Raw genomic sequence first — 25,047 nt, forward strand, 5'->3', positions numbered from 1 at the left:
TGATGACGTGCGGTTGAAAGTCTAACGGTGAAGCGGATGCGGCCGGGTCAGCGCGCAGTGGGATCGTCGCCACGGCTGAGCTCGTCCCACTCGTCGACGGCATCCGGCGCCCGGCCGGTTCCATCGGCTGCCTCGAGCCGCACCGCCTGGTAGCGCCGGGAGGACGCCGGCCACAGCCGGGCGGTGAGGAGTACCGCGAGGCCGCCGAGCGCGACGAGCACACCGGCGACGATGGCGAGGACGGGCCACGGCGTGGTGGCGACCGCGCTCACGAGGGCGTGCACCGAGTCCTGGCCCGAGACCCCCGTCGAACTCGTGACGGCGGGCGCTCCGGCGGCGACGGCGTCGCTGAGCGCGAGACCGGCGGCCAGCACGATCGCGCCGCCGAGGACGATTCCGAGCGCGCCGAGCACGAGCCTGATGACGGGGCCGGCGATGGCGAGCGCGGCGGCCAGCGCGATTCCCGCGAACGCCAGGGCGCTCAGCGCCGGCGCCGCCACTGCTCCGCTCACCGGGAGCCTGGCCCCCGATGCGCGCAGCGTGAGGGTGAACCAGGTCTGCGTCGCCGCCGTCAGCGCGAGTGCCGCGGCCACGAGCAGCACGGCGATCACGGCGAACTTCAGGCGCCGACCGCGCGAGGTCGTGGTCACGGCACCCGCCTCATCGCGTTGGCGATCGCGACGGCGCGCAAGGGGGCGGCCGCCTTGTTCTGCGCCTCGACGTGCTCGGCGGCGGGGTCCGAGTCCGCCACGAGGCCCGCTCCGGCCTGCACGTGCGCGGTGTCGCCGATGAGCACGGCGGTGCGGATGGCGATGGCGAGGTCGGCATCGCCGCCGAGCCCGAAGTAGCCGACGACCCCGCCGTACAGGCCGCGCTGCGCGGGCTCGAGCTCGTCGATGATCTCGAGGGCGCGCGGCTTCGGCGCACCCGACAGGGTGCCGGCCGGGAACGTCGCCCGGAAGGCGTCGATCGCGGTGCGTCCGGGTGCGAGATCGCCCTCGACCGAGGAGACGATGTGCATGATGTGGCTGAACCGCTCGACGCGCATGAACTCGGTGACCTCGACGGAGCCGGCCGCGGCGACCCGGGAGAGGTCGTTCCGGGCGAGGTCGACGAGCATCAGGTGCTCCGAGCGCTCCTTCTCATCGGCGAGCAGCTCGGTCTCGAGCTCCGCATCCCGCTCGGGCGTCGCCCCGCGCGGCCGCGAACCGGCGATCGGATGCGTGAACACCCGCCCGTCCTGCACCTTCACGAGCGACTCGGGCGAGGAGCCGACGATGGCGTACGGCGCTCCCCCCGTGTCCTGCAGGCTCAGCAGGTACATGTACGGGCTCGGGTTCAGCGAGCGCAGCACCCGGTAGACGTCGAGCGGTTCAGCGCTCAGTTCGTGCTCGAAGCGCTGCGAGATGACGACCTGGAAGACGTCGCCCTCGCGCACGTAGTGCTTCGCGGCCTCGACGGCGGCCTCGTAGTCCTCCTGCCGCGTGCGCGGCCGCGGCTGCGCCGCCGTGGCGAGGTCGATGTGCGCGAGCGCCGGCTCGGTCGGTGCGGCCAGGGCCGCCTGCATCGCGTCCAGGCGCGCCTGCGCCTGGTCCCAGAGGCCGTCGACGCTCGCGGTGGAGTCGTTCAGCACGTTCGCGACGAGCGAGACCGTTCCCACGCGGTGGTCGATGACGACGAGGTCGGCGACGAAGGCGAAGGCCTGCGACGGCATCCGCATCTGGGCGGGCGGCTGGTTCGGCAGCCGCTCGAGCTGGCGAACGGCCTCCCAGCCGACGAAGCCCACGAGACCGCCGGTCAGGGGCGGGTGGCCCGCGACGGCGGGCGTCTGCCAGCGCTCGTAGACCCGGGCGAGCGCCTCCAGAGGGGGCAGCTGCAGGGCATCGCCGAGGATGCGGTCGCCGTCGCTGCCCTGCCACAGCAGGGCGTCGCCGTCCTGCGTGAGCACGCCGAACGACGAGACCCCGACGAAGGAGTAGCGCGACCAGATGCCGCCCTGCTCCGCGGACTCGAGCAGGAAGGTTCCCGCCCGGCCCGAGGTGAGCTTGCGATAGACGCCGACCGGTGTCTCGGCGTCGGCGAAGAGCTCGCGGATGACGGGGATGACCCGGTGATCGCTGCTCAGCGCATCGAACTGGGCGCGGTCCATGGAACCGGAGGGTGAGGTGCTCATTCGCGCTCCAGGGTGACGGGTGAGAGGGGGTCGACGTCGAAGCAGCTGTGCGCTCCGGTGTGGCAGGCGGCGCCGATCTGCTCGACCTGCACGAGCAGGGTGTCGCCGTCGCAGTCCAGGGCCGCTGCGCGCACGTACTGGGCGTGGCCGGAGGTGTCTCCCTTGCGCCAGTACTCCTGGCGGGACCGCGACCAGAACGTCACCCTGCCCTCGGTCAGGGTGCGCCGCAGGGCCTCGCGGTCCATCCAGCCGAGCATGAGCACGTCCTTGCTGTCCCACTGCTGGATGACGGCGGGGAGCAGCCCGTCGCGGTTGAACTCCGTGCGTTCCAGAACCTCATCGACGTTCATCGCCGTACCGTGAACCCTTCTTCGGCGAGCGCGTGCTTGACCTCGCCGATCTGCATGATGCCGTCGTGGAAGACGCTCGCGGCGAGCACGGCATCCGCCCCGGCCGCGATCGCCGGGGCGAAGTGCTCGAGGGCACCTGCCCCGCCGGAGGCGATCACGGGAACGCTCGAGAGCGCCCGCATCGCCGCCACGAGTTCGAGGTCGAAGCCGTTCTTGGTGCCGTCGGCGTCGATCGAGTTGACGAGCAGCTCCCCGGCGCCGAGCTCGATCGCCCGGGCGGCCCATTCGAGGGCGTCGAGGTCGGTCTCGCTTCGGCCGCCGTGCGTCGTGACGACGAAGCCGGATGCGGTGTGCGCCGCGCGCTTCACGTCGAGCGAGAGCACGCACACCTGGGCGCCGAAGCGGTCGGCGATCTCGCCGAGCAGCGCCGGGCGCGCGATCGCGGCACTGTTCACCCCCACCTTGTCGGCACCGCTCGCGAGCAGGCGGGCGACGTCGTCGGTGCTGCGCACGCCGCCACCGACGGTGAGCGGGATGAAGACCTGCTCTGCGGTGGCCGCCACCACGTCGTAGGTCGTCGAGCGGTCATCCACCGTCGCCGTCACGTCGAGGAAGGTGAGCTCGTCGGCACCCTGCTCGTAATAGCGGCGGGCGAGTTCGACGGGGTCGCCGGCGTCGCGCAGCCCGCGGAAGTTGACGCCCTTCACGACGCGGCCGCCGGCGACGTCGAGGCACGGGATGACGCGCACGGACAGGCTCATCGCGCGCTCCTCACAGCCGGGCGGCGTGGATGCTGCTGACGAGGATGGCGCGGGCGCCGAGCTCGTAGAGCCGATCCATCACCTGGTTGGTGTCGTCGCGGGGCACCATGACACGCACGGCGTACCAGCTCGCGTTCTGCAGCGGCGAGACCGTCGGCGACTCGATGCCGGGCGCCACCCGGGCCGCCTCCTCGAGCAGCTCCGCCGGGATGTCGTAGTCCATGAGCACGAACTGGCGGGCGACGAGCACGCCCTGCAGTCGCCGCAGCAGAGTGGCGGCTCCGGGCTTGCTCTCGCCCGAGTCGATCAGTACTGCGGTGGACTCCAGGATCACCGGCCCGAAGATCTGCAGCCCGGCGGTGCGCAGGGTCGAGCCGGTGGAGACGACGTCGGCCACCGCATCCGCAACGCCCAGTCGCACCGCGGATTCCACGGCACCATCGAGGTTGACGAGCTGCGCCGTCACGCCCTGGCGTGCGAGGAAGGCGCCGACGAGGCCGGGGTAGCTCGTCGCCACGCGCACACCCTCGAGGTCGGCGAGGTCGGTGAAACGCCCGGGAGGGCCCGCGAAGCGGAAGGTCGACCCGCCGAAGCCGAGCTCGGCGACCTCGGCCGCGCTGGATCCGGAGTCCAGCAGCAGGTCGCGGCCGGTGATGCCGACGTCGAGGGCGCCCGAACCCACGTAGGTCGCGATGTCGCGTGGGCGCAGGTAGAAGAACTCCACCTCGTTGCGCGGATCGGCCGCGTGCAGCTCTCGGGGGTCGCGGCGGCCGCTGTAACCGGCCTCCTGCAGCATGGCGATGGCGGCTTCGGAGAGCGAGCCCTTGTTGGGTACGGCGATTCTCAGCATGGCGGGGCCTTCCTCGGGCAGTGATGCCTCAGGCGATGGGATGACGGACATGGGTGATGGCGGATGCGATCACAGATGTCGGTACACGTCGCCGAGGCTCAGGCCCTTGGCGAGCATGAGCACCTGCAGGTGGTAGAGCAGCTGGGAGATCTCCTCGGAGGTCTCCTCGTCGCTCTGGTACTCCGCCGCCATCCACACCTCGGCGGCCTCCTCGACGATCTTCTTGCCGATGGCGTGCACGCCGGCGTCGAGCTCGCGCACGGTGCCGCTGCCCTCGGGCCGTGCTGCCGCCTTCTCGGACAGCTCGGCGAAGAGATCCTCGAAAGTCTTCACCCGCTCTACGTTACCGGTGCCCGTGCTGGTGTGACGCCGCGGCCTCGCGCAGGCCGAGGATGGCGGCATCGGGATCGCCACTGTTGAACACGGCGGAGCCGGCGACGAAGGTGTCGGCACCGGCCTCAGCCGCGGTGAGGATGGTCTGCGTGGTGATGCCGCCGTCGACCTGCAGCCAGATGTCGGCGCCCGAGGCGCGCACCGCCTCCGCCGCCCGGCGCAGCTTGGGCATGGTCTCGGCGCGGAAGCTCTGGCCGCCGAAACCGGGTTCGACGGTCATGATGAGCACCTGGTCGAACTCGGGCAGCATCTCGAGGTAGGGCTCGAGGGCAGTGCCGGGCTTCAGGGCGAGGCCGGCTCGCGCACCGCGATCGCGCAGGGCGCGGGCCAGTCGCACCGGCTCGGCGGCGGCCTCGACGTGGAAGGTCACCGAGAAGGCGCCCGCTTCGGCGTATCCGGGTGCCCAGCGGTCGGGGTCCTCGATCATGAGGTGCACGTCGAGCGGCAGCGGCGTGACCTCGACGAGCCGCTGCACCACGGGCAGGCCGATCGTGAGGTTCGGCACGAAGTGGTTGTCCATGACGTCGACGTGAACGAGGTCGGCACTCCGGATGCGTTCGAGCTCGCTCTGCAGGTTCGCGAAGTCGGCCGACAGGATCGAGGGGTTGATGCGCGTCGCCATTGCCTCAGGCTATCGGGAGCTTCTCGAACAGCGAGATGAACATGGCGTCGGTGCCGTGCCGGTGCGGCCAGAGCTGGGCGCTCAACCCGTCGCCTGCCAGCTCGAGCGGATGCCGGGTGAGACCGGCGAGCACGGCGCGGGCATCCGTCTGCACGAGGGTGCCGCCGGCCCGTTCGACGCCGCCGCGCACGATGCCGATCGTCTCCCCCACGTGCGGCGAGCACGTGACGTAGGCGAGGATGCCGCCGGGCTTCAGGGCGCCGACGGCCGCGTCGAAGAGCCGGGCCTGCAGGGCACTGAGCTCGCCGACGTCCTTCGGGGTCTTGCGCCAGCGCGCCTCGGGGCGACGGCGCAGCGCGCCGAGGCCCGTGCAGGGCGCGTCGAGCATGATGCGGTCGAAGGACTCGGGGAAGAGCCGGTCGGCCTGCGTGCCGTCGGTCTCGGTGACCTCGATATCGCCGGGAACGGCCGCGAGGGCGGAGCGCACGAGCTGCGCACGGGCGGGGACGAGCTCGTTGGCGGCGAATGCCGCCCCCGACGCCAGCGCCTCGGCCGCGAGCAGGGCGGCCTTACCGCCGGGACCGGCACAGAGGTCGAGCCAGCGTTCGCCCGGGCCGACGGGTCGTGCCCGGCTGAGGGCGAGCGCGGCCAGCTGCGAGCCTTCATCCTGAACGCGCACCCGCCCGCCCGTGGAGTCCATGATGCGGGCCGGATCACCGCCGGCGAGCCGGTAGCCCACCGGGGAGTAACCATCCGGTTCGCCGAGGGCGCTCGTGGACGGGGCGTCGACCAGGCCGGGCAGGGCGACGAGGTTGACGAGCGGCGCGTCGTTGTCGGCCGCGAGCAGCGCCTCGAGCTCATCGGCCCGTCCCTCGGCCGCGAGCGCCTGCCGGAAGGCGCGCACGATCCAGGCGGGATGCGCGAACCGCAGCGCGAGGCGCTCGTCGGGATCGCCCTCCTCGGCCATCATGGCGCCGCGCCATTCCTCGAGGGTGGATCGCGCGACCGTGCGCAGCACGCCGTTCGTGAAGCCCGACGCCGACCGGGAGGCGTGCTCACGCGCGAGTTCGACGGACTCGTTGACGGCGGCGTGCGAGGCGACCCTCATCGAGAGCAGCTGGTGCGCACCGAGCCTCAGCGCCTGCCGTACCGGCTCATCGATCGCCTCGATCGGCCGGCCCGCCGTCAGTTCGATCACCCGGTCGTAGAACCCGCGCAGGCGCAGCGTGCCGTAGGTGAGCTCCGTCGCGAGCGCGGCATCCGCCGGCGACAGCTTGGCGCGCTGCAGGCGCACGGGAAGCAGCAGGTTCGCGTAGGCGTCGCCGGTATCGACGGCGCTCAGCACCTCGAAGGCGATCCGGCGTGCGGGCTGCACGGACGCGCTCATTCGGCGCTCCCCTCGTTCGTGTTCAGGCCGCGCCACCAGTCCGCAGCAGCCATGGCGTTCCTGCCTGCCGGCTGCACTCGGAGCAGCTCGAGCGGCGTCGACCCGGTTCCCGCGAGCACGCGCCGCTCGACCGAACGGATCCGACCGGAGGACAGCGGCACCTCCAGATCGCTCGGCACCGCATCGAGCACCTTCACGCGCACGCCGTCGACGCTCGTGAATGCGCCCGGCTCCGGCGTGACGGCACGGATGCCGGCGTCGACGGCAGCCACCGGTCGACTCCAGTCGATGCGGGCGTCATCGAGCGTGAGCTTGGGCGCGAACGTCGGCTCCCCCTGCTGGGGCCTGGCCTGCGCGGTGCCCTGCTCGATGCCCGTGACCACGTCGGCCAGCAGCTCGGCTCCCTCGGCACTGAGCGCCTCCAGGAGCGAGCCGGCGGTGTCGCGGTCACCGATCAGCCGGCGCAGCTCGCCGAGCACGTCGCCCGCGTCGAGCTCGGGGACGAGTTGGAAGACGGCGGCCCCGGTGACGGAATCACCGGCCGCGAGAGCCCGCTGCACGGGCGATGCGCCCCGCCAGCGCGGCAGCAGTGAGAAGTGCAGGTTCACCCAGCCGTGCCGGGGTCCGGAGAGCAGCGGTTCGCGCACGAGGCCGCCGTACGCCACGACGACGCCGAGTTCGGGTTCGAGGCCCAGCACCGCGGCCGTGACCTCCTCACCCAGGCGGTTCGCCCGGATCACCGGCAGTCCGGCGGCCTCGGCCGCCACGGCGACCGGCGAGGGCGTAAGGGTGCGCTTGCGCCCGAGCGGCGCATCCTCCCGCGTGATGACGGCGAGCACGTCGTGGCCCGCCGTCAGCAGGGCGTTCAGTGAGGGCACGGCCACGGCTGGCGTGCCGGCGAAGACAAGTCTCATCAGATGCGTTCCGGTTCTCGGCTAGAAGGTCTCGGGGTCGTCGAACCGCACTCTGAGTGTAGGCGCGGAGCGCCGGGCCTTCGGGCCGCGGCGTGATCTCGTGGCGACGCGGATGAGCATGGCCCGCAACTCGGCCGCGATGGCCGCGCCGGCGGAGTAGTCGAACCGGAGCACCGCGCGCACCCCCTCGGTGCTCGGAACGGGACCGAGCACGTCGAGGGCGGGAAGGCTCTCGAGGGCGCGAAGCGCCTCGCCCACCTCGTCCGCGGTGCCGCGCAGCGAGGCGACGCGCACCGCCGGCGGAAAGCGCAGGGCACGCCGGTCGGCGAGCTCCGCCCGGGCGAACTCGGCCTGCCGCCACGAGGTGAGTGCGCTCGCAACGGGCCCGCTCACGCCGGCCAGCAGCACCGGTGCACCGGGAGCCGCCAATGCGGCGGCATTGGACCACCAGCGCAGGCAGTCCTCCCCCACCCTCAACGACTCGCGGGCGAGCATCCGTTCGCCGTCGAGCAGCAGCACCGCCGCGTAGCCGCCGGCGGCGATTGGCTCGGCGCCTCGCGTGGCGATGACCAGCGCGGGAGTGCCCTCGACGCGCAGCACGGTGTGCTCGCCGTCGGCGAGGATGACGCGCACCCCGGGGAAGGCACGGCCCAGCTCCTCCGCCGTGCGCTGGGAGCCGACGCCCACGGTGCGCAGCTCGTGGCCGCCGCAGTTCTCGCACGTCCAGCCCGCGGCGACGGCGCCGCAGAGGCGGCAGCTCGGCACTCCCCCGGCTCGAGCGACCCCGAGCGGGCCGTGGCAGCGCTGGCAGCGGGCGGCCTCCCGGCAGCTCGCGCAGGCGACCCATGGCGCGTAGCCGGGGCTCGCGACCTGCACGAGCACCGGACCGTCGGCCAGTGCGGCGCGCGCCTCTCGCCACGCGGTCGAGGGGATGCGCGCGGCCTGCGCCGCGGCATCCTCCACGCTCTGCAGGGCGGTCGGCACCACCCGCGGCCGCGGCGGACGGTGCGGCTCGTGCGCACTCAGCCAGCCGATCTGCACGAGCCTCTCCGTCTCGACGGAGCGGGTGTGCCCGAGCAGGAGCAGGGCACAGCCGCTCTGCTCCTGGCGCACGAGGGCGGCATCGCGGGTGTGCACGTAGGGGGCGAGCGGCTCGGCGTAGAGGGGGTCGCCGTCGTCCCAGACGGCGAGGAGCCCGAGGGAGCTCGCCGGGGCGTAGACGGCGGACCGGTTGCCGATAACGACGACCGGCGCGGGCTCGAGGCAGCGCAGGAAGGCGGCGTAGCGTTCGGCGTCGGGCTGGCGGGCGTCGAGGGTCGCGGTCGCCGAGGCGGGGATGAGGGCGGCCAGGGCAGCGGCGAGCTGCGCCTGGTCGCGATGGTCGGGAACCACGAGGATGCTGCTTCGCCCGGCCGCCAGCGTGCGGGCGGCGAGCTCGGCGAGGGTCAGCGCCCACGCCCCCACCCACTCGCCCGACGCGAGGCGCACGAGCCGCGGGATCGCCGCGGCCGCCACCCGCCCGCCTGCAGCCAGTTCGTCGGCGAAGTCGGACGCGTATCCGCTCACGGCGGTCGCCGGGACCTGGACGGGAGGCACCGGGTCGGCCGCCAGCCAGCGCTTCTCGACGCGCACCTGGCGCGGGGGGATGGCAACGCGCAGCAGGTCGCTCATGCGCCCGGCGGCCCGGTCGGTCAGGGTGCGCGCGAGCACGGCGAGCTCGGGCGTCAGCACGGGGGCCGCCGAGACGAGCGATTCCAGCTCTCCGAGTCTTCCGTCGAACTCCGACTGCCCGGCGTCGATGAGCTCGACGACGTAGCCCGCGATCGCCCGCGAGCCGTTGCCGAACGGCACGCGCACGCGCATGCCGACGCCGACCTCTTCGGCGAGTTCGGCGGGTACGCGGTAGTCGAACGGATGGTCCAGTTGCGGCAGCGGCGAGTCGATCACGACCCGGGCGACGCGCGGCGCTGCGCCGCTCACGGCCTAGAGATGGGCGGCCGCGCGCAGCTCATCGACGCGATCCCGCTTCTCCCAGGTGAAGTCGGGCAGTTCGCGGCCGAAGTGGCCGTAGCTCGCGGTCTGCGCGTAGATGGGCCGCAGCAGGTCGAGGTCGCGGATGATGGCAGCGGGCCGCAGGTCGAAGACCTCGCGGATGGCGCGCGTGATGGCCTCGTCGGGCACGTGGCCGGTGCCGAAGGTCTCCACGTAGAGGCCGACCGGCGCGGCCTTTCCGATCGCGTAGGCGACCTGCACCTCCAGACGCTCGGCCAGCCCGGCGGCCACCGCGTTCTTGGCCACCCAGCGCATGGCGTACGCCGCCGAGCGGTCGACCTTCGAGGGGTCCTTGCCGCTGAAGGCGCCCCCGCCGTGGCGGCTGGCTCCCCCGTAGGTGTCGATGATGATCTTGCGCCCGGTGAGGCCGGCGTCGCCCTGCGGCCCGCCGATCTCGAAGCGCCCGGTGGGATTGATGAGGATGTTCAGATCGGGGGCGGCCAGTTCCACGCTCTCGAGAACGGGCCGGATGACGAGTTCCTCGACCTCGGCGCGCAGCGTCTGGGTGGAGACCTGCGGCGAGTGCTGCGTGGAGAGCACGACCGTCTCGACGGTGCGGGGAACGGAGCCCTCGTAGCCGATCGTGACCTGCGTCTTGCCGTCGGGGCGCAGGTAGTCCACGAGGCCGGCGTGCCGCACCTCGGAGAGGCGCTCGGAGAGCCGGTGCGCCACCCAGATCGGCAGCGGCATGAGCTGCGGCGTCTCGGTCGTGGCGTAGCCGAACATGATGCCCTGGTCGCCGGCGCCCTGGCGGTCGAGCGGGTCGCCGCTACCGCCCTCACGGCTCTCGTGGGCGTCGTTCACGCCCTGCGCGATGTCGGGCGACTGCGACCCGATCGAGATGCTGACGCCGCAGGAGCGGCCGTCGAACCAGACGTCCGAGGAGTCGTAGCCGATGGAGGTGATCTTGTTGCGCACGATGGCGGGAATCTCGACGTACGCGGAGGTGGTGACCTCGCCGGCGACGTGCACGAGGCCCGTGGTCACGAGCGTCTCGACGGCCACTCGGGCGTGCGGATCGGCCGCGAGCAGGGCATCGAGGATGGAATCGGAGACCTGGTCGCAGATCTTGTCGGGATGCCCCTCGGTGACGGACTCAGAGGTGAACAGCCGAAGATCTGGCATGGTGCCCCGTTTCTGATGTGACGAGCGTCATGGGATGCGCGGAACCCGACGTCGGCGCGCGGCGATCAGCCGAACGCGATGATGGCGTCGAGAATACGATCGGCCACCGACAGCTTGGTGCCGGAGGCCTCGATCACGATAGCACCGGCCCGATCGAGCACCTTCACCGTGTTGCCGTCGGTGGCGAACCCCGTCTGCCACCCCACCCTGTTCAGGACCAGCAGGTCGGCGCCCTTCCGCAGGATCTTGGCGCGGCCGGTCTCGAGCAGCTCCGCGTCATCCGCGGCGGTCTCGGCGGCGAAGCCCACGATGACCTGCCCGTCACGGCGATCGGCCGCGATGCCCGCGAGGATGTCGGGGTTCTTCACGAGGGTGAGCTCCAGGGTCTCGCCCTGGGCCTCCTTCTTGATCTTCTGCTCGCGCACCTCGGCCGGCCGGTAGTCGGCCACGGCGGCGGCCATGACGAGCACGTCTGCTGTGGCGGCGGCCGTCGAGACGGCCTGCTGCAGTTCGAGCGCCGTCGACACGTTCACGAGGCTCACGCCCTCGGGGACGGGCACTTCGATGTGGGCGGCGATGAGGGTCACCTCGGCGCCGCGGGCACGCGCCGCGGAGGCCAGGGCGACGCCCTGCTTGCCGCTCGAGCGGTTGCCGAGGAAGCGCACCGGGTCGAGGGGCTCCCGGGTTCCGCCCGCGGTGATGACGACGTGCCGGCCGGCGAGGTCGCGCGCCCCGGATACGGCGGCGTGCGCCTCGTAGGCGGCCAGGGCCGCCTCGACGATGACCTCGGGCTCCTCGAGCCGGCCGGGACCGGAGTCGGCGCCGGTGAGCTGCCCGACGGCCGGGCCGACGATGCTGACCCCCCGATCGCGCAGGGTCTGGATGTTGCGCACCGTCGCGGCGTTCCGCCACATCTCGGTGTGCATCGCCGGCGCGATCACCAGGGGCGCGGTGCTCGCCAGGATGGTGTTGCCGAGCAGGTCGTCGGCGAGCCCGGCCGCGAGCTTCGCGATCGTGTTCGCGGTGGCGGGGGCCACGATGATGAGGTCGGCCGCCTGGCCGATGGCGACGTGCCGCACCTCGGCGACACCCTCGTAGAGGTCGGTGTTCACCGGGTTGCGCGAGATCGCCTCGAGCGTCGGCTTGCCGATGAACCGGAGGGCGGCATCCGTCGCGACGACGTGAACGGAATGCCCCGCGAGCACGAGCTGGCGCACGACGTTGACCGCCTTGTAAGCGGCGATGCCTCCGGCGATGCCGACGACGACGTTCAGGCCCACGGCGGCGTGGCGCTCAGTCGACGTTGGGGCGCAGCTCGAGCTTGTCCTCGTTGATCTCGTGCATCGCGACCGAGAGGGGCTTGTCGTCGATGGAGGAGTCCACGAGGGGCCCGACGTTGTCGAAGAGGCTGCCGTCGTGCAGGTCGGCGTAGTAGTCGTTGATCTGGCGCGCCCGCTTGGAGGCGAAGATGACGAGGGCGTACTTGGAGTCCACCTTCGACAGCAGCTCGTCGATGGGCGGGTCGATGATGCCGGTGAGCTTGTCAGCCATGGGGGAACTCCTTGTGAGGGTCGTCGGGTGGTGCGGATGCCGCCGGAAGGGCGCGCTGAATCAGCGCCGAGGCGTGCGAGTCTGCATCAAGTCTACGACCTCGCGGGCCGCTGTTCCGACGTCGGCGTTCAGGACCTCGTGGTCGAACTCGTCGACGGCGGCCAATTCGACCTTCGCCGTCTCGAGCCGGCGCTGCTGTTCGGCGCCGTCCTCGGTGCCACGCCCGATGAGGCGGCGCACGAGTTCGTCCCAGCTCGGCGGCTGCAGGAACACCAGCGTCGCCTCGGGCATCGCACGCCGTACGGCGCGGGCGCCCTGGATGTCGATCTCCAGGAGCACGCTGCGGCCATCGGCCAGGGCCTGCTCGACCGGTCGCCGCGGGGTGCCGTAGCGGTAGGCGTTGTGCACCGTGGCGTGCTCGAGCAACTCGCCGTCGGCGACCATGCGGTCGAACTCGTCGTCGTCGACGAAGAAGTAGCTCACGCCCTCGACCTCGCCGGGCCGCGGGGCGCGCGTCGTCGCCGAGACCGAGAGCAGCACGTCGGGGTAGTTCTCGCGGATGTGCGCGGCCACCGTCCCCTTGCCGACGGCGGTGGGGCCGGCGAGAACGACGAGCCGGTTTGCCCGCCCGGCCCGGGCGGCGAGCCGGTCGGCGAGGAACGCGCGCAGGCGACGTCGCTGGTGGCGACCGAGGCCGCCGAGGCGCTTGGCGGGTGAGATGCCGAGCTCGGCGATGAAGCGCTGCATCTTCGTGACGCCGATGGAGGGGATGGAGGTGAGGAACTCCGTGACCCGGATGCCGCCCTCGACGCTCTCCGGCTCTTCGGCGGCCACACGCAGCACGTCGAGGGGGTTCCTCGACCCCGATGCGAGGTCGGCCTTCACCGCCGCGCGGGCACGCCGGGCGGCGACCGCCGCGCGGGATGCCGCGACCCGATCGACCTCGGGCGGGGTGCCGTACCGGGTGCCGTTCTCAGCCACGGTGCGCCTCCACTTCGTCTGCACGGCGAGCGATCGCGTCCGCGATGCCTTCGGGTCCAGCCTCCAGTATGCTGCGAGACTCCGACACGATGACACCCGAAGACAGCGAACCGAAGATCGTGCGCAGGTCGCCGAGCACCGCGCCCTGATGGCCGAAGCCCGGTGCGAGCACGGGAAGCGCCGCCCCCGGCTGCTCCGCGTCGATGTCGATGCCGAAGCCGCGCAGGTTCAGCGTGGCGCCGAGAACCGCCCCGGCCGAGCCGAATCGCGACGACGGACCCGCCGCATTGACGGCGTGCAGGTCGGCGAGCACGCTCGCGGCGATCGAGGTGTCCGCCTCCGCCAGCCGCGCCTTCTGCAGGGTCGCGGCCTCGGGGTTCGAGGTGGCCGCGAGCACGAAGACTCCCTTGCCGTTGGCGGCGGCGTACGAGAGCGCGCCGTGCAGCGAGGCCACGCCGAGGTAGGGACTGAGGGTGAGGGCGTCGGCCTCGAGAGGCGCGCCCGGTCGCAGCCAGGCCTGCGCGTAGGCCTCGAGAGTCGAGCCGATGTCGCCGCGCTTGGCGTCGGCGATGCTCAGGATGCCCGCAGAGCGCGCCTCGGCGAGGATCCGCTCGAGGGCGGCGAAGCCCGCAGAGCCGAAGCGCTCGAAGAACGAGACCTGGGGCTTCACGAAGGCCGCACGGCCGAAGGCGGCGTCCACGACCCGTAGGCCGAACTCGCGCGCCCCGGCCGCAGAGTCATCGAGCGACCACTTGGAGAGCAGCCAGGAGTGCGGATCGATGCCGACGCACAGGTGTCCGCGCAGCTGGAAGGCCTCCTCGAGGCGGTCGCCGAACGGGGTCATCGGCGCGCGTCCCGCTGCTCGGCGTACTCCTGCAGGCTCGTGACCTCGAAGCCGCCCTTCACGGCGTCGAGCGAGCCGACCGCCGCGGAGAGTTCGGCGATGGTGGTGAACAACGGGATGTCCCCGGCGACGGCCGCCGCCCGGATCTCGTAGCCGTCGGCGCGGGCGCTGCGCCCGCTCGGGGTGTTGATCACCACATCCACCTCGCTGCGGTTGATGAGGTCGACGATGGTGTCGCCGCTCTCGGCCGTCTTCTCGCTGTACTTGCCGACGACGCTCACGGGGATGCCGTTGCGGCGCAGCACCTCGGCGGTGCCCTCCGTGGCCACGATCGTGTAGCCGAGCTGCTGCAGCCGGAACATCGGCATTGTGATGGCGCGCTTGTCACGATCCGATACCGAGACGAAGATCGTGCCATCGAGCGGCATCCCGCCGTAGGCCGCGAGCTGGCTCTTGGCGAAGGCGCGCGGGAAGTCGCGGTCGATGCCCATGACCTCGCCGGTCGAGCGCATCTCGGGGCCGAGTACCGAGTCGACCATGCGGCCGTCGCGGGTGCGGAAGCGGCGGAACGGCAGCACGGCCTCCTTGACGGCGACGGGCGCGTCGAGGGGCACCCGCGAGCCGTCCTCCTGCGGCAGCAGGCCGCTCTCGCGCAGCTCGGCGATGGTGCGCCCCGTCATGATGAGCGACGCCGCCTTCGCGAGCGGGATGCCGAGCGCCTTCGAGACGAAGGGAACGGTGCGGCTCGCGCGCGGGTTCGCCTCGAGCACGTAGAGCACGCCGGCGGCGATGGCGAACTGCACGTTCAGCAGTCCGCGCACGCCGACGCCCTCCGCGATCGCGAGCGTGGCCTCGCGCACGCGGTCGACCTCGCCGCGGCCGAGCGTGACCGGCGGCAGGGTGCAGCTCGAGTCGCCGGAGTGGATGCCGGCCTCCTCGATGTGCTCCATCACGCCGCCGATGTAGAGCTCGGTGCCGTCGTAGAGCGCGTCGACGTCGATCTCGATGGCGTCGTCGAGGAAACGGTCCACGAGCAGCGGATGCGAGGGCCCGACGATGCCCTGGCTCGCGATGCGCTCGAAGTAGTCGGCCAGGCTCGGCGAGTCGTAGACGATCTCCATGCCGCGGCCGCCGAGCACGAAGCTCGGCCGCACGAGCACCGGGTAGCCGATCTCCTCGGCGACCACCAGGGCGCCGGCGTAGTCGACGGCGGTGCCGTTGCGGGGTGCGAGCAGGCCGGCGTCCTCGAGGATGCGGCTGAAGGCGCCGCGCTCCTCGGCGAGGTCGATCGCTGCCGGGCTCGTGCCGAGGATCGTGATGCCCGCCTCTTCCAGGCCCTTCGCGAGTCCGAGGGCGGTCTGGCCGCCGAGCTGGACGACGACTCCGACGAGCTCGCCCGACTGGGATTCGGCGTGGATGACCTCGAGCACGTCCTCGAGCGTGAGGGGCTCGAAGTAGAGCCGGTCGCTCGTGTCGTAGTCCGTCGAGACCGTCTCGGGGTTGCAGTTGATCATGATCGTCTCGTAGCCCGCATCCGAGAGGGCGAACGAGGCGTGCACGCAGGAGTAGTCGAACTCGACGCCCTGGCCGATGCGGTTCGGGCCCGATCCGAGGATGACGATCTTGCGCCGATCGCTCGGCTCGACCTCGGTCTGCTCGTCGTAGCTCGAGTAGTGGTACGGGGTGAGCGCGGGGAACTCGCCGGCGCAGGTGTCCACCGTCTTGTAGACGGGACGCACGCCGAGTTCGTGGCGGATGTCGCGCACCGTGCGGTCCGCCTCATCGCCGAAGCCGCGCAGCTGGCCGATCTGGGCATCCGAGAAGCCGTGGTCCTTGGCGGAGCGCAGCAGGTCGACGCTGAGGTACTCCGCGGATGCGATGGCCTCGGCCACCTCGTTGATGAGCACGATCTGGTCGATGAACCAGGGGTCGATCTTGGTGGCCTCGAAGACCTGCTCGGGGCTCGCGCCCTTGCGCAGCGCCTGCTGCACCGTGACGATGCGGCCATCGGTCGGCGTCGTGATGGTCTCGAGCAGGTCCTCGACGCTGCGGGGCTCCTCGCCCCAGTGGAAGGACGAGCCGCGCTTCTCGAGGGAGCGCAGCGCCTTCTGCAGCGCGGAGGCGTAGTTGCGGCCGATGGCCATGGCCTCGCCGACCGACTTCATGGTCGTCGTGAGCGTGGGGTCTGCGGCGGGGAACTTCTCGAAGGCGAACCGCGGAACCTTGACGACGACGTAGTCGAGCGTCGGCTCGAAGCTCGCCGGAGTGACCTTCGTGATGTCGTTCGGGATCTCATCGAGCCGGTACCCGATGGCGAGCTTCGCTGCGATCTTGGCGATCGGGAAGCCGGTGGCCTTCGACGCCAGTGCCGAGGAGCGCGAGACCCGGGGGTTCATCTCGATGACGATGATTCGGCCGTTCTCGGGGTCGACGGCGAACTGGATGTTGCATCCGCCGGTGTCCACGCCGACGGCGCGGATGATGTCGATGCCGATGTCGCGCATCTTCTGGTACTCGCGGTCGGTCAGGGTGAGCGCAGGGGCGACGGTGATGGAGTCGCCGGTGTGCACGCCGACCGGGTCGACGTTCTCGATCGAGCAGACCACGACGGTGTTGTCGGCCGTGTCGCGCATGAGCTCGAGCTCGTACTCCTTCCAGCCCAGGATCGACTCCTCGAGCAGCACCTCGTGCGTCGGCGAGTCGTGGATGCCCTGGCCCGCGATGCGCACGAGGTCCTCCTCGGTGTAGGCGAAGCCCGAACCGAGGCCGCCCATGGTGAACGACGGGCGCACCACGAGCGGGTAGCCGAGGTCTTCGGCGAACTCCTTGGCCTGTTCGACCGTCGTCGCGATGTGGCTGCGCGCAACCTCCGCGCCCGCCTCGATGACGAGCTCCTTGAAGATCTGGCGGTCCTCGCCCTTCTGGATGGCCTCGAACTTGGCTCCGATGAGCTCCACGCCGTACTTCTCGAGGATGCCGTGCTCGTGCAGGGCGATCGCGGCGTTGAGCGCGGTCTGGCCGCCGAGCGTCGGCAGGATCGCATCCGGCTTCTCCTTGGCGATGATCGTCTCGATGATCTGCCAGGTGATCGGCTCGATGTAGGTCGCGTCGGCGAAGTCGGGATCGGTCATGATCGTCGCGGGGTTCGGGTTGACCAGGATGACCCGGACGCCCTCCTCGCGCAGCACCCGGCACGCCTGGGTTCCCGAGTAGTCGAACTCGGCCGCCTGCCCGATGACGATCGGGCCGGAACCGATGACGAGGACGCTCTGGATGTCGTCGCGCTTGGGCATCAGTGGGAGTCCTTCTCGTTGGTGCGGGCCACGACCATGTCGCGGAACCGGTCGAACAGGTAGTTGGCGTCGTGCGGTCCTGCCGCAGACTCGGGGTGGTACTGCACGCTGAATGCCGGGATGTCCAGGCAGTTCAGGCCCTCGACGACGTTGTCGTTGAGGTCGTAGTGGCTGACCTCCACGCGTCCGAAGCCCTCGCGTGACTGGCTGATCTCATCGATCGGGGCGTCCACCGCGAAGCCGTGGTTGTGCGAGGTGATCTCCACCCGTCCCGTGGACTTGTCGAGCACGGGCTGGTTGATGCCGCGGTGGCCGAACGGCAGCTTGTAGGTGTCGAAGCCCAGCGCGCGGCCGAGCAGCTGGTTGCCGAAGCAGATGCCGAAGTAGGGCACGTCGTTGCGGAGCACGGTGCGCAGGATCTCGACGTGGTCCTCGGATGCCGCCGGGTCGCCCGGGCCGTTGGAGTAGAACAGCGCGCTCGGCTCCAGCGCGAGGATCTCGTCCGCCGTGACCGTCTGCGGCAGTACGACGACGTCGAAGCCGCGCTCGGCGAGGAAGTTCAGCGTGCTCGTCTTCACCCCGAGGTCGAGCACGGCGACGGTGCCAACGCGCTCTCCCTGTGCCGGAACGGTGTAGCGCTCGGTCGTCGAGACGGTTCCCGAGAGGTTGCGTCCGCGCATCTCGTCGCTGCTGCGCACGATCTCGAGGTGCTCGGACTCGCTGAGTTCGGCATCCGCACCGCTGAAGACACCGGCGCGCATGGCACCGGATGAGCGCAGATGGCGGGTCAGCGCACGCGTGTCGATGCCGCTGATGCCAACTACCCCTGCCTCGACGAGGTCGTCGTCGAGCGAGCGCTGGGAGCGGAAGTTGGACACGACGCGGCTGGGCTCGCGCACGACGAAGCCCGCGACCCAGATGCGCGAGGACTCCTCGTCGGCGTCGTTCATGCCGGTGTTGCCGATGTGGGGCGCCGTCATGAGCACGATCTGGCCGGCGTAGCTCGGGTCGGTCAGGGTCTCCTGGTAGCCGGTCATGCCGGTGGCGAAGACCGCCTCGCCCACGGTGCGGCCCTCGGCGCCGAAGGCTCGGCCGCGGAAGCGGGTGCCGTCTTCGAGCACGAGCACGGCGGGACGGGGAATGCGGGTCTCGACCATCTCAGGCCTCGCTTTCAGTGGATGCGGATGCGGGAAGGATGCGACGCAGTGCCTCGAGCACGCGGAGGCGTTCCGGCTCGTCGGGAACGCGCAGGTAGCTGTCGGCGGGGTGCTCGCTGCCGAGCGGCTGCCAGGTGAGGCAGAGCAGGCCGCCCTGCTCCACGACGCGGTCGATCGCGTAGGTGGCCTGACCGGCGCCCCTCAGTGCGGTGACGGGAATCCAGAGAGGGTCGCTGCCCGGGATGTCGAGCCGCACGCCGTCGGCTCCGACCGCGAGCCGTGCCTTGGCGCGGTAGTCGAGGCCTCGGATGGCCAGTCGCTCCAGCGGCAGCTCGTGCCGGGTGGTGGCGACGTAGAAGGCGGCGACGCCGGCGAGCGGGGACTGCACGGCCTGCGGCAGCGGATACGCGCTCGCGTGCACGTCACGACGGCGACGCGCCCGCCAACCCCACCACATGGCGGCCAGCACGAGCAGCAGCACGATCACGATGATCGTCACGGGGAGCAGATTCTTCATGCGCGGGCCGCCCGTGCCTGCTCGGCGATCTCGGCCGCGTCAAGGGGCGCCGCATCCAGCACCGTCGCGTAGCCGTGGTGGAAGGTCGCGACGACCCGGCCCGGAAGGGATCGTCCGAGGTAGGGCGAGTTGCGGCTCTTGCCGGCGAGGTCGGAGGCGCTGAACTCGTGCGCGGCCTCGGGGTCGTAGAGCACGAGCTCCGGCGCGGCTCCGGCGGCGAGGGACTCGCCGTGCCCGCGCAGGCCGCCGATGCGCGCGGGCGTCTGCGACATCACGCGGGCGACGTCGTCCCAGTCCAGGCGGCCGTCGGCAACGAGGGCGCAGTGCACGACGGAGAGAGCGGACTCGAGCCCGACCATGCCGTTGGCCGCGGCGTCCCACTCCACCTCCTTGGCCTCGACCGGGTGCGGGGCGTGGTCGGTGGCGACGATGTCGATGGTGCCGTCGGCGAGCGCGGCGCGCACCGCCTCGACGTCTTCCCGGGAGCGCAGGGGCGGGTTCACCTTGTAGCGGGCGTCGTACGAGCTCACGAGGTCTTCCGTGAGCAGCAGGTGGTGGGGCGTGACCTCTGCGGTCACGCGGATGCCGCGGGCCTTGGCCCACCGGATGACCTCGACCGATCCCGCGGTCGAGACGTGGCAGACGTGCAGCCGGGATCCGACGTGCTCGGCCAGCAGCACGTCGCGGGCGATGATCGCCTCTTCGGCGACGGCCGGCCAGCCGGTCAGGCCGAGTTCGCCCGAGAGGGCACCCTCGTTCATCTGCGCGCCCTGGGTGAGCCGCGGCTCTTGGGCGTGCTGGGCGATGACGCCGTCGAAGGCCTTCACGTACTCGAGGGCGCGGCGCATGAGCAGCGGGTCCCAGACGCAGAAGCCGTCGTCGGAGAAGACGCGCACGGCGGCACGGGAGCGGGCCATGGCGCCGAGCTCGGCGAGCCTCTCCCCCTGCAGGCCGACGGTCACCGCGCCGATCGGCTGAACGGTGACGAACCCGGCGGCCTCGCCGAGGGCGAGTTCCTGCTCGACCACACCGGCGGTGTCGGCGACGGGCGAGGTGTTGGCCATGGCGAAGACGGCGGTGTACCCCCCGGCAGCTGCGGCGCGGCTGCCCGTGAGCACGGTCTCGCTGTGCTCGTAGCCGGGCTCGCGCAGGTGCGTGTGCAGGTCGACCAGCCCGGGCAGGGCGATGAGCCCGTCGGCGTCGATCACCCGCGCATCCGGGGCGGAGAGACCCGAACCCACCTCGGCGATGATGCCGCCGTCGAGCAGGATGTCGGCACGCTCGCCTCCGGCGATGCGGGCCCCGCGGATGAGGTAGCTCGCCGCGCTCATCGTGCGGACTCCGGTTCGCCCGACAGCAAGAGGTAGAGGGCGGCCATTCTCACGGAGACTCCATTCGCGACCTGCTCCAGCACGCTCGACTGCGGTGAGTCGGCTGCGGCGGCAGAGATCTCCAGCCCGCGATTCATGGGGCCGGGGTGCATGACAATCGTATCGGGGCGAAGACGGGCGAAGCGCTCGTCGTCCAGTCCCCATGCCCGGGAATACTCCCGGCTGTTGGGGAAGAATCCGCCGAGCATGCGCTCCTGCTGGATGCGCAGCATCATCACGGCGTCGGGCTGGGCGGCGACGGCCTCGTCGAGGTCGTAGCCGATGCTCGCCGGCCATCCGGCCATCTCGACCGGAAGCAGCGTGGGCGGTGCGACCAGGTGCACGTGCGCTCCGAGCAGGCTCAGCAGCCACACGTTGGAGCGCGCGACCCGCGAGTGCAGGATGTCGCCGACGATGGTGACGTTCAGGCCGTCGAGGTCGCGCCCCCGACTCGCCGCCTCGTGCACCCGCCGGCGCAGGGTGAAGGCATCCAGCAGCGCCTGCGTGGGGTGTTCGTGGGTGCCGTCGCCCGCGTTGATGATGCCCGCCGAGATCCACTCACTCTGGGCGAGCACCTGCGGGGCCCCCGAAGCGCTGTGACGGATGACGACGCCGTCGGCTCCGATGGCCGCGAGCGTCTGGGCGGTGTCCTTGAGGCTCTCGCCCTTGGAGACGCTCGATCCCTTCGCGCTGAAGTTGATCACGTCGGCCGAGAGCCGCTTCGCCGCCGCCTCGAACGAGGTGCGCGTGCGGGTGGAGTCCTCGAAGAACAGGTTGACGACCGTCTTGCCGCGCAGCGTCGGGAGCTTCTTCACCTCGCGCTGCTGCACATCCGCCATGTCCTCGGCGATGTCGAGGATCTGCAGGGCGTTCTCACGGGAGAGGTCGCGCGTGGAGAGCAGGTGCTTCACTCGGCACCCCCCTCGATGGCGACGAAGTCCTCGCCGTCGATCTCGGCGAGGTGCACGTTGATGCGCTCCGAGGTCGCACTCGGCAGGTTCTTGCCCACGAAGTCCGCCCGGATCGGGAAGTCGCGGTGGCCGCGGTCCACGAGGACCGCGAGCCGCACGGCGCGGGCGCGGCCCAGGTCGCTGAGCGCATCGAACGCGGCGCGGATGGTGCGGCCCGAGTAGAGCACGTCGTCGACGAGCACGATCGTCTTGCCGTCGATGTCCGAGGGGATCTGCGTCGGCGAGGGGGTGCGCGTGCGCGTGCGGCCCAGGTCGTCGCGATACATCGTCACGTCGAGCGAGCCCGCGAGCTCTGCGGGAGCATCCGGTTCGATGCGCTGGATGGTCGCGGCGATGCGGCGAGCGAGGATCGTGCCCCGCGTCGGGATGCCGAGGATGAGGAGATCGGATGCTCCGCGATTGGATTCCAGGATCTCGTGCGAGATGCGGGTGAGAGCCCGCGTGATGTCAGCGTCGGTGAGCACGGTGCGCGCCACGTATACCGACCCCCTTCCCCGCCTCACTGGACGGCCTTAAAGGTTGTCAAACTCACACGAGCATAGCAGCGCGGCCTCCGTCGAGTGACGGAGGCCGCGCTCTGGGCACGCTCGTTCAGGCCGTGCGCGACCTGTCGAGGACCTTGGATGCGACGACGGCGGCGGCCGCGACGAGCACGACGTCTTTCAGGATGTACTGCGCGGTGAGCGTCGGACCTGCGGCGGTGAAGAGGTCGCCGAAGAAGAACACGAGCGGCGAGAAGATGCCGACGAAGGTCGCCGCGAGCACGAGGAGTCCGAACCGCACGAACCGACCGGTGACGAAGATGATGCCCACGATGCTCTCCAGGGCGGCCGTCAGGGCGAGGGCGGCGTATCCGTCGATCATGCCGAAGGTCAGCGCGTTCCAGGTGCGCTCCACGAGCGCCTCGACCGGGCTGACCCCGGGGAAGAACTTGAGCACGCCGAAGACGAGGAAGACCAGCCCGAGGCTGACGCGAAGCGCGGCGACCGAGTAGCGGGCCAGGAAGCCCTGAAGGACGGCCTGGGCCTTGTCGAAGCGGTCGAGGATCGTCGCGGTGACGCTCGGCGCCGGAAGGGTGGGTGCGGAGGCTGCTGCGCTTCCCAGCGGGGCGGCAACGGTGAGGGCGGACATGGGCAGGGGGCTCCTTTCAGAGCGGTTCGGGTGGGAGGGGCTGGTGGCGCCGGCTGACGCGGCGACGTCGTCCATTGCACTGCATCCGGCAACGGCACTCATCGGGGAGGGCGCCCATTCCCGACACGGGCTCTCCCCGCATGAGCATCAGGGCCAGCACGGGTGGCATGCTCCCCCGGCTGATGCCACACTCGTGCGCATGGTCGATGTGATGGTCGCCGTCATGCCCTTCGTCGGCCACGTCGCGCCGCTCGCCGCGGTGGTCGAGGCCTTCCTCGCCGACGGCCACACGGTGCGCGTCTACACGGGCGCAGCACATGCTCCGCGTTTCCGCGCGCTGGGCGCCGAGGTCGTGCTCTGGAGGGCAGCGCCCGACTTCGACGAGAACGACCTGGAGGCGGCCTTTCCGGCCCTGCGCGACCGCAAGGGACCGCGTCAGATGCTGGCGAACGTCGAGCAGATCTTCATCGCGACGGGCGCCCGGCAGCTCGAGGATCTTTCGGCCGCCTGGGACGAGAGGCCATGGGACGTCATCGTCGCCGACGGACTGAGTCAGGGCGCCCACCTCGCGTTCGAGCGCTTCGGATCGCCGTGGGTCACGGTCGGCATCGTTCCGCTGTCTTTCCTCAGTCCAGAGCTGCCCCCGCCGATGCTCGGGCTGCGGCCCAGCCGCTCTGCGCTCGGACGAGCACGGGATGCCGCCCTGCGGTCCCTCGTACGGATCACCACGCGGGGCATGCAGCGCTCGTACGAGCGCCAGCGCAGCGCAGCGGGACTCCCGCTCGCCGGGCGACGGTTCGAACAGGCGTGGTATTCGCCTCAGCTGTTCTGCGCGAGCGGAGTGCCCGAACTGGAGTTCCCGCGCAGCGACTACCCCACCCGGGTCGTCTTCGTCGGCGCACTGGCGTCGCCCGCATCGAGCCTGCCGCGTCCGGACTGGTGGGACGAGATCGCCGCACCGGGCGCGCCGGTCGTGCACGTGACGCAGGGCACGCTCAACGTCGATCCCGACGACCTGCTGCGCCCGGCGATGACCGCGCTCGGGCGCCAGGGGGTGCGCATCGTCGCCGCAACGGGCCGACGGGGCGTGCAGCAGCTGCCCTTCCCTGTGCCGTCGAACGCGTACGTCGCCGACCTGCTGCCCTATGACGATCTGCTGCCGCGTGTCGACGTCATGCTCACGAACGGAGGCTGGGGCGGCGTGCTCGCCGCGCTCGAGCACGGCATCCCGCTCGTCGTGGCCGGCGGAGACATCGACAAGCCCGACATCGCTGCGCGCATCGACTGGACCGGCGCCGGCATCAGCCTGCGCACGGGCACCCCTTCGCCTCGCGCCGTTCTCGACGGCTGGCGGCGGGTGAGCTCGGATGCGTCCTACCGGGCCGCGGCCGAACGCATCGGCGAGAGCCTGCGCCGGCACAACGGCCCGGCCGAGGTCGTCGCCCACACCCTCGCGTTGCTCGAGGGCCGCTGAGCGACGCCTCGTGCTCCCGTGACGGATGTCACTCGCGAAACGTGACGGCGATCGTGGCTTCCCCGATGTGCGCAGGCGCACGCTCGAACCATGACACGCATGCTGCGAGTCCTCACGCTCGCTCTCCTCTCGTCCGGCATCGCGGAGTTCCTGCTCGGCGACCAGTGGCTGGGCGGCATCGGCTCACCCGGGCAGCAGGTCGCCCAACTCGTGCTGTTCACCGCGTTCTACGGATCGGCGGCCGTGCTCATCCGTGAGATCACCCGGCGGGGCGGCCGCGGTTGGCCGGCGATGCTGTTGCTCGCGCTCGCCTTCGGGGTGATCGAGGAGGGGTTGATCGACCAATCGCTGTTCAATCCGGACTTCGCGGGCCGGCGATTGCTCGACCCCGGCTTCATCCCCGCGGTGGGCATCGGCGGGCCGTGGACCATCTTCGTGCTCAGCCTGCACGTGATCTGGAGCATCGGCGCGCCGATCGCGATCGCCGAGGCGCTCTACCCCGATCCCCTGCCGGACCGGCCGCCGAGACTCCCGCAGCGCCAGGCGCCGTGGCTCCGCGTCGGCGACGTCATCGTCGCGGTGGTGCTCTGCATCGTCGGCGCGGCCGCCATCTTCTTCTTCACGACAGTGGCGGCCGGCTTTGCGGCGCAGGCGGGCCAGTTGGTCGGTGCCGCTGCCATCGCCGGCGTCGCGGTGCCGGTCGCCCTTCGGATGCCGCGGCGTTCGCCACGAGGGACGAGACCCCTCTGGCCGGCCGTGCTTCTCGCGTTCGCCACCACGAGCGGGTACATGCTCGTCGACCACCTCGGCGCCCTTTCGCCCTGGCTGGTGTGCGGGCTGCTCGTGGCGCTGCTGCTACTCGGCGGAATCATCGCGGCGCTGTACCGGCTCGACGTGCTCGGGCTCGCGGCGGGCGCGGTGCTCACGTACTGCTGGGTCGGCCTCGTGAGCGCAGCGTCCGTCGGCTGGATCGCCGTGCTGGAGCAGAGCGTGATCGTGCTGCTCGTACTGGCGGTAGTCGGCGTCGCGGTCCGACGACGGGTCGGAGTCCGCTCCGCACGCCTCGCGACGCCGTGATTGTCGGGCCCCGCGCCCGTCCTCCACAGGCAGGTTTGGCGTGGGATTTCTCCA

24 protein-coding genes are annotated in these 25,047 nt (G+C 71.2%); 2 read left to right on the forward strand and 22 right to left on the reverse strand.

Translation table 11 applies throughout. The features are described from left to right. Positions 1-47: 47 nt before the first annotated feature. From WDJ51_RS09515 to WDJ51_RS09620, 22 genes are all read right to left on the reverse strand, one after another. Positions 48-650 (reverse strand): Trp biosynthesis-associated membrane protein, encoded by a 603-nt coding sequence (locus WDJ51_RS09515; RefSeq protein ID WP_337852216.1) that lies wholly within the window; start codon positions 648-650, stop codon positions 48-50. Continuing rightward, entirely contained in the window at positions 647-2,173 is a 1,527-nt protein-coding gene (locus WDJ51_RS09520; RefSeq protein WP_337852217.1) for an anthranilate synthase component I, read from the reverse strand. Before WDJ51_RS09520 ends, WDJ51_RS09515 begins: the two co-directional genes overlap by 4 nt. Next, positions 2,170-2,523: a phosphoribosyl-AMP cyclohydrolase gene (gene hisI / locus WDJ51_RS09525; protein WP_337852218.1), complete on the reverse strand. Its 354-nt coding sequence runs from the start codon at positions 2,521-2,523 to the stop codon at positions 2,170-2,172. The genes WDJ51_RS09520 and hisI overlap by 4 nt, the downstream gene beginning before the upstream one ends. Beyond that, positions 2,520-3,284: an imidazole glycerol phosphate synthase subunit HisF gene (hisF, locus tag WDJ51_RS09530; protein WP_337852219.1), complete on the reverse strand. Its 765-nt coding sequence runs from the start codon at positions 3,282-3,284 to the stop codon at positions 2,520-2,522. The genes hisI and hisF overlap by 4 nt, the downstream gene beginning before the upstream one ends. Before the next feature lie 10 nt (positions 3,285-3,294). Further along, complete coding sequence (hisG, locus tag WDJ51_RS09535) at positions 3,295-4,134, reverse strand: ATP phosphoribosyltransferase (RefSeq protein ID WP_337852220.1); 840 nt, start codon at positions 4,132-4,134, stop codon at positions 3,295-3,297. 69 nt (positions 4,135-4,203) lie between these two features. Beyond that, complete coding sequence (locus tag WDJ51_RS09540) at positions 4,204-4,467, reverse strand: phosphoribosyl-ATP diphosphatase (RefSeq protein ID WP_337852221.1); 264 nt, start codon at positions 4,465-4,467, stop codon at positions 4,204-4,206. A gap of 10 nt (positions 4,468-4,477) precedes the next feature. After that, positions 4,478-5,149 (reverse strand): ribulose-phosphate 3-epimerase, encoded by a 672-nt coding sequence (gene rpe / locus WDJ51_RS09545; RefSeq protein WP_337852222.1) that lies wholly within the window; start codon positions 5,147-5,149, stop codon positions 4,478-4,480. A gap of 4 nt (positions 5,150-5,153) precedes the next feature. Then, complete coding sequence (locus tag WDJ51_RS09550) at positions 5,154-6,536, reverse strand: RsmB/NOP family class I SAM-dependent RNA methyltransferase (RefSeq protein WP_337852223.1); 1,383 nt, start codon at positions 6,534-6,536, stop codon at positions 5,154-5,156. Beyond that, positions 6,533-7,450 carry a methionyl-tRNA formyltransferase gene (fmt, locus tag WDJ51_RS09555; RefSeq protein ID WP_337852224.1) on the reverse strand — a complete coding sequence of 306 codons (918 nt, stop codon included), beginning with the start codon at positions 7,448-7,450 and terminating at the stop codon, positions 6,533-6,535. The genes WDJ51_RS09550 and fmt overlap by 4 nt, the downstream gene beginning before the upstream one ends. Positions 7,451-7,471: 21 nt before the next feature. Next, entirely contained in the window at positions 7,472-9,430 is a 1,959-nt protein-coding gene (locus tag WDJ51_RS09560) for a primosomal protein N' (RefSeq protein WP_337852225.1), read from the reverse strand. Between the two features lie 3 nt (positions 9,431-9,433). Then, positions 9,434-10,627: a methionine adenosyltransferase gene (gene metK, locus WDJ51_RS09565; RefSeq protein WP_337852226.1), complete on the reverse strand. Its 1,194-nt coding sequence runs from the start codon at positions 10,625-10,627 to the stop codon at positions 9,434-9,436. 65 nt (positions 10,628-10,692) lie between these two features. After that, a complete protein-coding gene (gene coaBC / locus WDJ51_RS09570; protein WP_337852240.1) occupies positions 10,693-11,901 on the reverse strand; it encodes a bifunctional phosphopantothenoylcysteine decarboxylase/phosphopantothenate--cysteine ligase CoaBC in 1,209 nt (402 codons plus the stop codon). 19 nt (positions 11,902-11,920) lie between these two features. Next, a complete protein-coding gene (gene rpoZ, locus WDJ51_RS09575; protein WP_337852227.1) occupies positions 11,921-12,178 on the reverse strand; it encodes a DNA-directed RNA polymerase subunit omega in 258 nt (85 codons plus the stop codon). A gap of 60 nt (positions 12,179-12,238) precedes the next feature. Then, positions 12,239-13,159: a guanylate kinase gene (gmk, locus tag WDJ51_RS09580; protein ID WP_337852228.1), complete on the reverse strand. Its 921-nt coding sequence runs from the start codon at positions 13,157-13,159 to the stop codon at positions 12,239-12,241. Continuing rightward, positions 13,152-14,003, reverse strand: coding sequence for an orotidine-5'-phosphate decarboxylase (gene pyrF / locus WDJ51_RS09585; RefSeq protein WP_337852229.1), 852 nt, complete (start codon positions 14,001-14,003; stop codon positions 13,152-13,154). Before pyrF ends, gmk begins: the two co-directional genes overlap by 8 nt. After that, positions 14,000-17,296, reverse strand: coding sequence for a carbamoyl-phosphate synthase large subunit (gene carB, locus WDJ51_RS09590; RefSeq protein WP_337852230.1), 3,297 nt, complete (start codon positions 17,294-17,296; stop codon positions 14,000-14,002). The genes pyrF and carB overlap by 4 nt, the downstream gene beginning before the upstream one ends. After that, on the reverse strand, positions 17,296-18,453 hold the full coding sequence (carA, locus tag WDJ51_RS09595) for a glutamine-hydrolyzing carbamoyl-phosphate synthase small subunit (protein ID WP_337852231.1): 1,158 nt from the start codon (positions 18,451-18,453) through the stop codon (positions 17,296-17,298). Before carA ends, carB begins: the two co-directional genes overlap by 1 nt. A 1-nt stretch (position 18,454) precedes the next feature. After that, on the reverse strand, positions 18,455-18,970 hold the full coding sequence (locus WDJ51_RS09600) for a PH-like domain-containing protein (protein ID WP_337852232.1): 516 nt from the start codon (positions 18,968-18,970) through the stop codon (positions 18,455-18,457). Continuing rightward, positions 18,967-20,301 carry a dihydroorotase gene (locus WDJ51_RS09605; RefSeq protein ID WP_337852233.1) on the reverse strand — a complete coding sequence of 445 codons (1,335 nt, stop codon included), beginning with the start codon at positions 20,299-20,301 and terminating at the stop codon, positions 18,967-18,969. Before WDJ51_RS09605 ends, WDJ51_RS09600 begins: the two co-directional genes overlap by 4 nt. Next, positions 20,298-21,251, reverse strand: coding sequence for an aspartate carbamoyltransferase catalytic subunit (locus tag WDJ51_RS09610; RefSeq protein ID WP_337852234.1), 954 nt, complete (start codon positions 21,249-21,251; stop codon positions 20,298-20,300). Before WDJ51_RS09610 ends, WDJ51_RS09605 begins: the two co-directional genes overlap by 4 nt. Beyond that, positions 21,248-21,787, reverse strand: coding sequence for a bifunctional pyr operon transcriptional regulator/uracil phosphoribosyltransferase PyrR (pyrR, locus tag WDJ51_RS09615; RefSeq protein WP_337852235.1), 540 nt, complete (start codon positions 21,785-21,787; stop codon positions 21,248-21,250). Before pyrR ends, WDJ51_RS09610 begins: the two co-directional genes overlap by 4 nt. 115 nt (positions 21,788-21,902) lie before the next feature. Further along, complete coding sequence (locus tag WDJ51_RS09620) at positions 21,903-22,442, reverse strand: DoxX family membrane protein (RefSeq protein ID WP_337852236.1); 540 nt, start codon at positions 22,440-22,442, stop codon at positions 21,903-21,905. 199 nt (positions 22,443-22,641) lie between these two features. Between WDJ51_RS09620 and WDJ51_RS09625 the strand changes: the two genes are divergently transcribed. Both WDJ51_RS09625 and WDJ51_RS09630 read left to right on the forward strand, forming a co-directional pair. After that, positions 22,642-23,916: a glycosyltransferase gene (locus WDJ51_RS09625; protein WP_337852237.1), complete on the forward strand. Its 1,275-nt coding sequence runs from the start codon at positions 22,642-22,644 to the stop codon at positions 23,914-23,916. A gap of 99 nt (positions 23,917-24,015) precedes the next feature. Beyond that, positions 24,016-24,993 carry a hypothetical protein gene (locus tag WDJ51_RS09630; RefSeq protein WP_337852238.1) on the forward strand — a complete coding sequence of 326 codons (978 nt, stop codon included), beginning with the start codon at positions 24,016-24,018 and terminating at the stop codon, positions 24,991-24,993. Positions 24,994-25,047: the final 54 nt, after the last annotated feature.

Origin of the sequence: Rathayibacter sp. YIM 133350, from assembly GCF_037404875.1 — a bacterium.
Lineage (GTDB): Bacteria > Actinomycetota > Actinomycetes > Actinomycetales > Microbacteriaceae > Orlajensenia.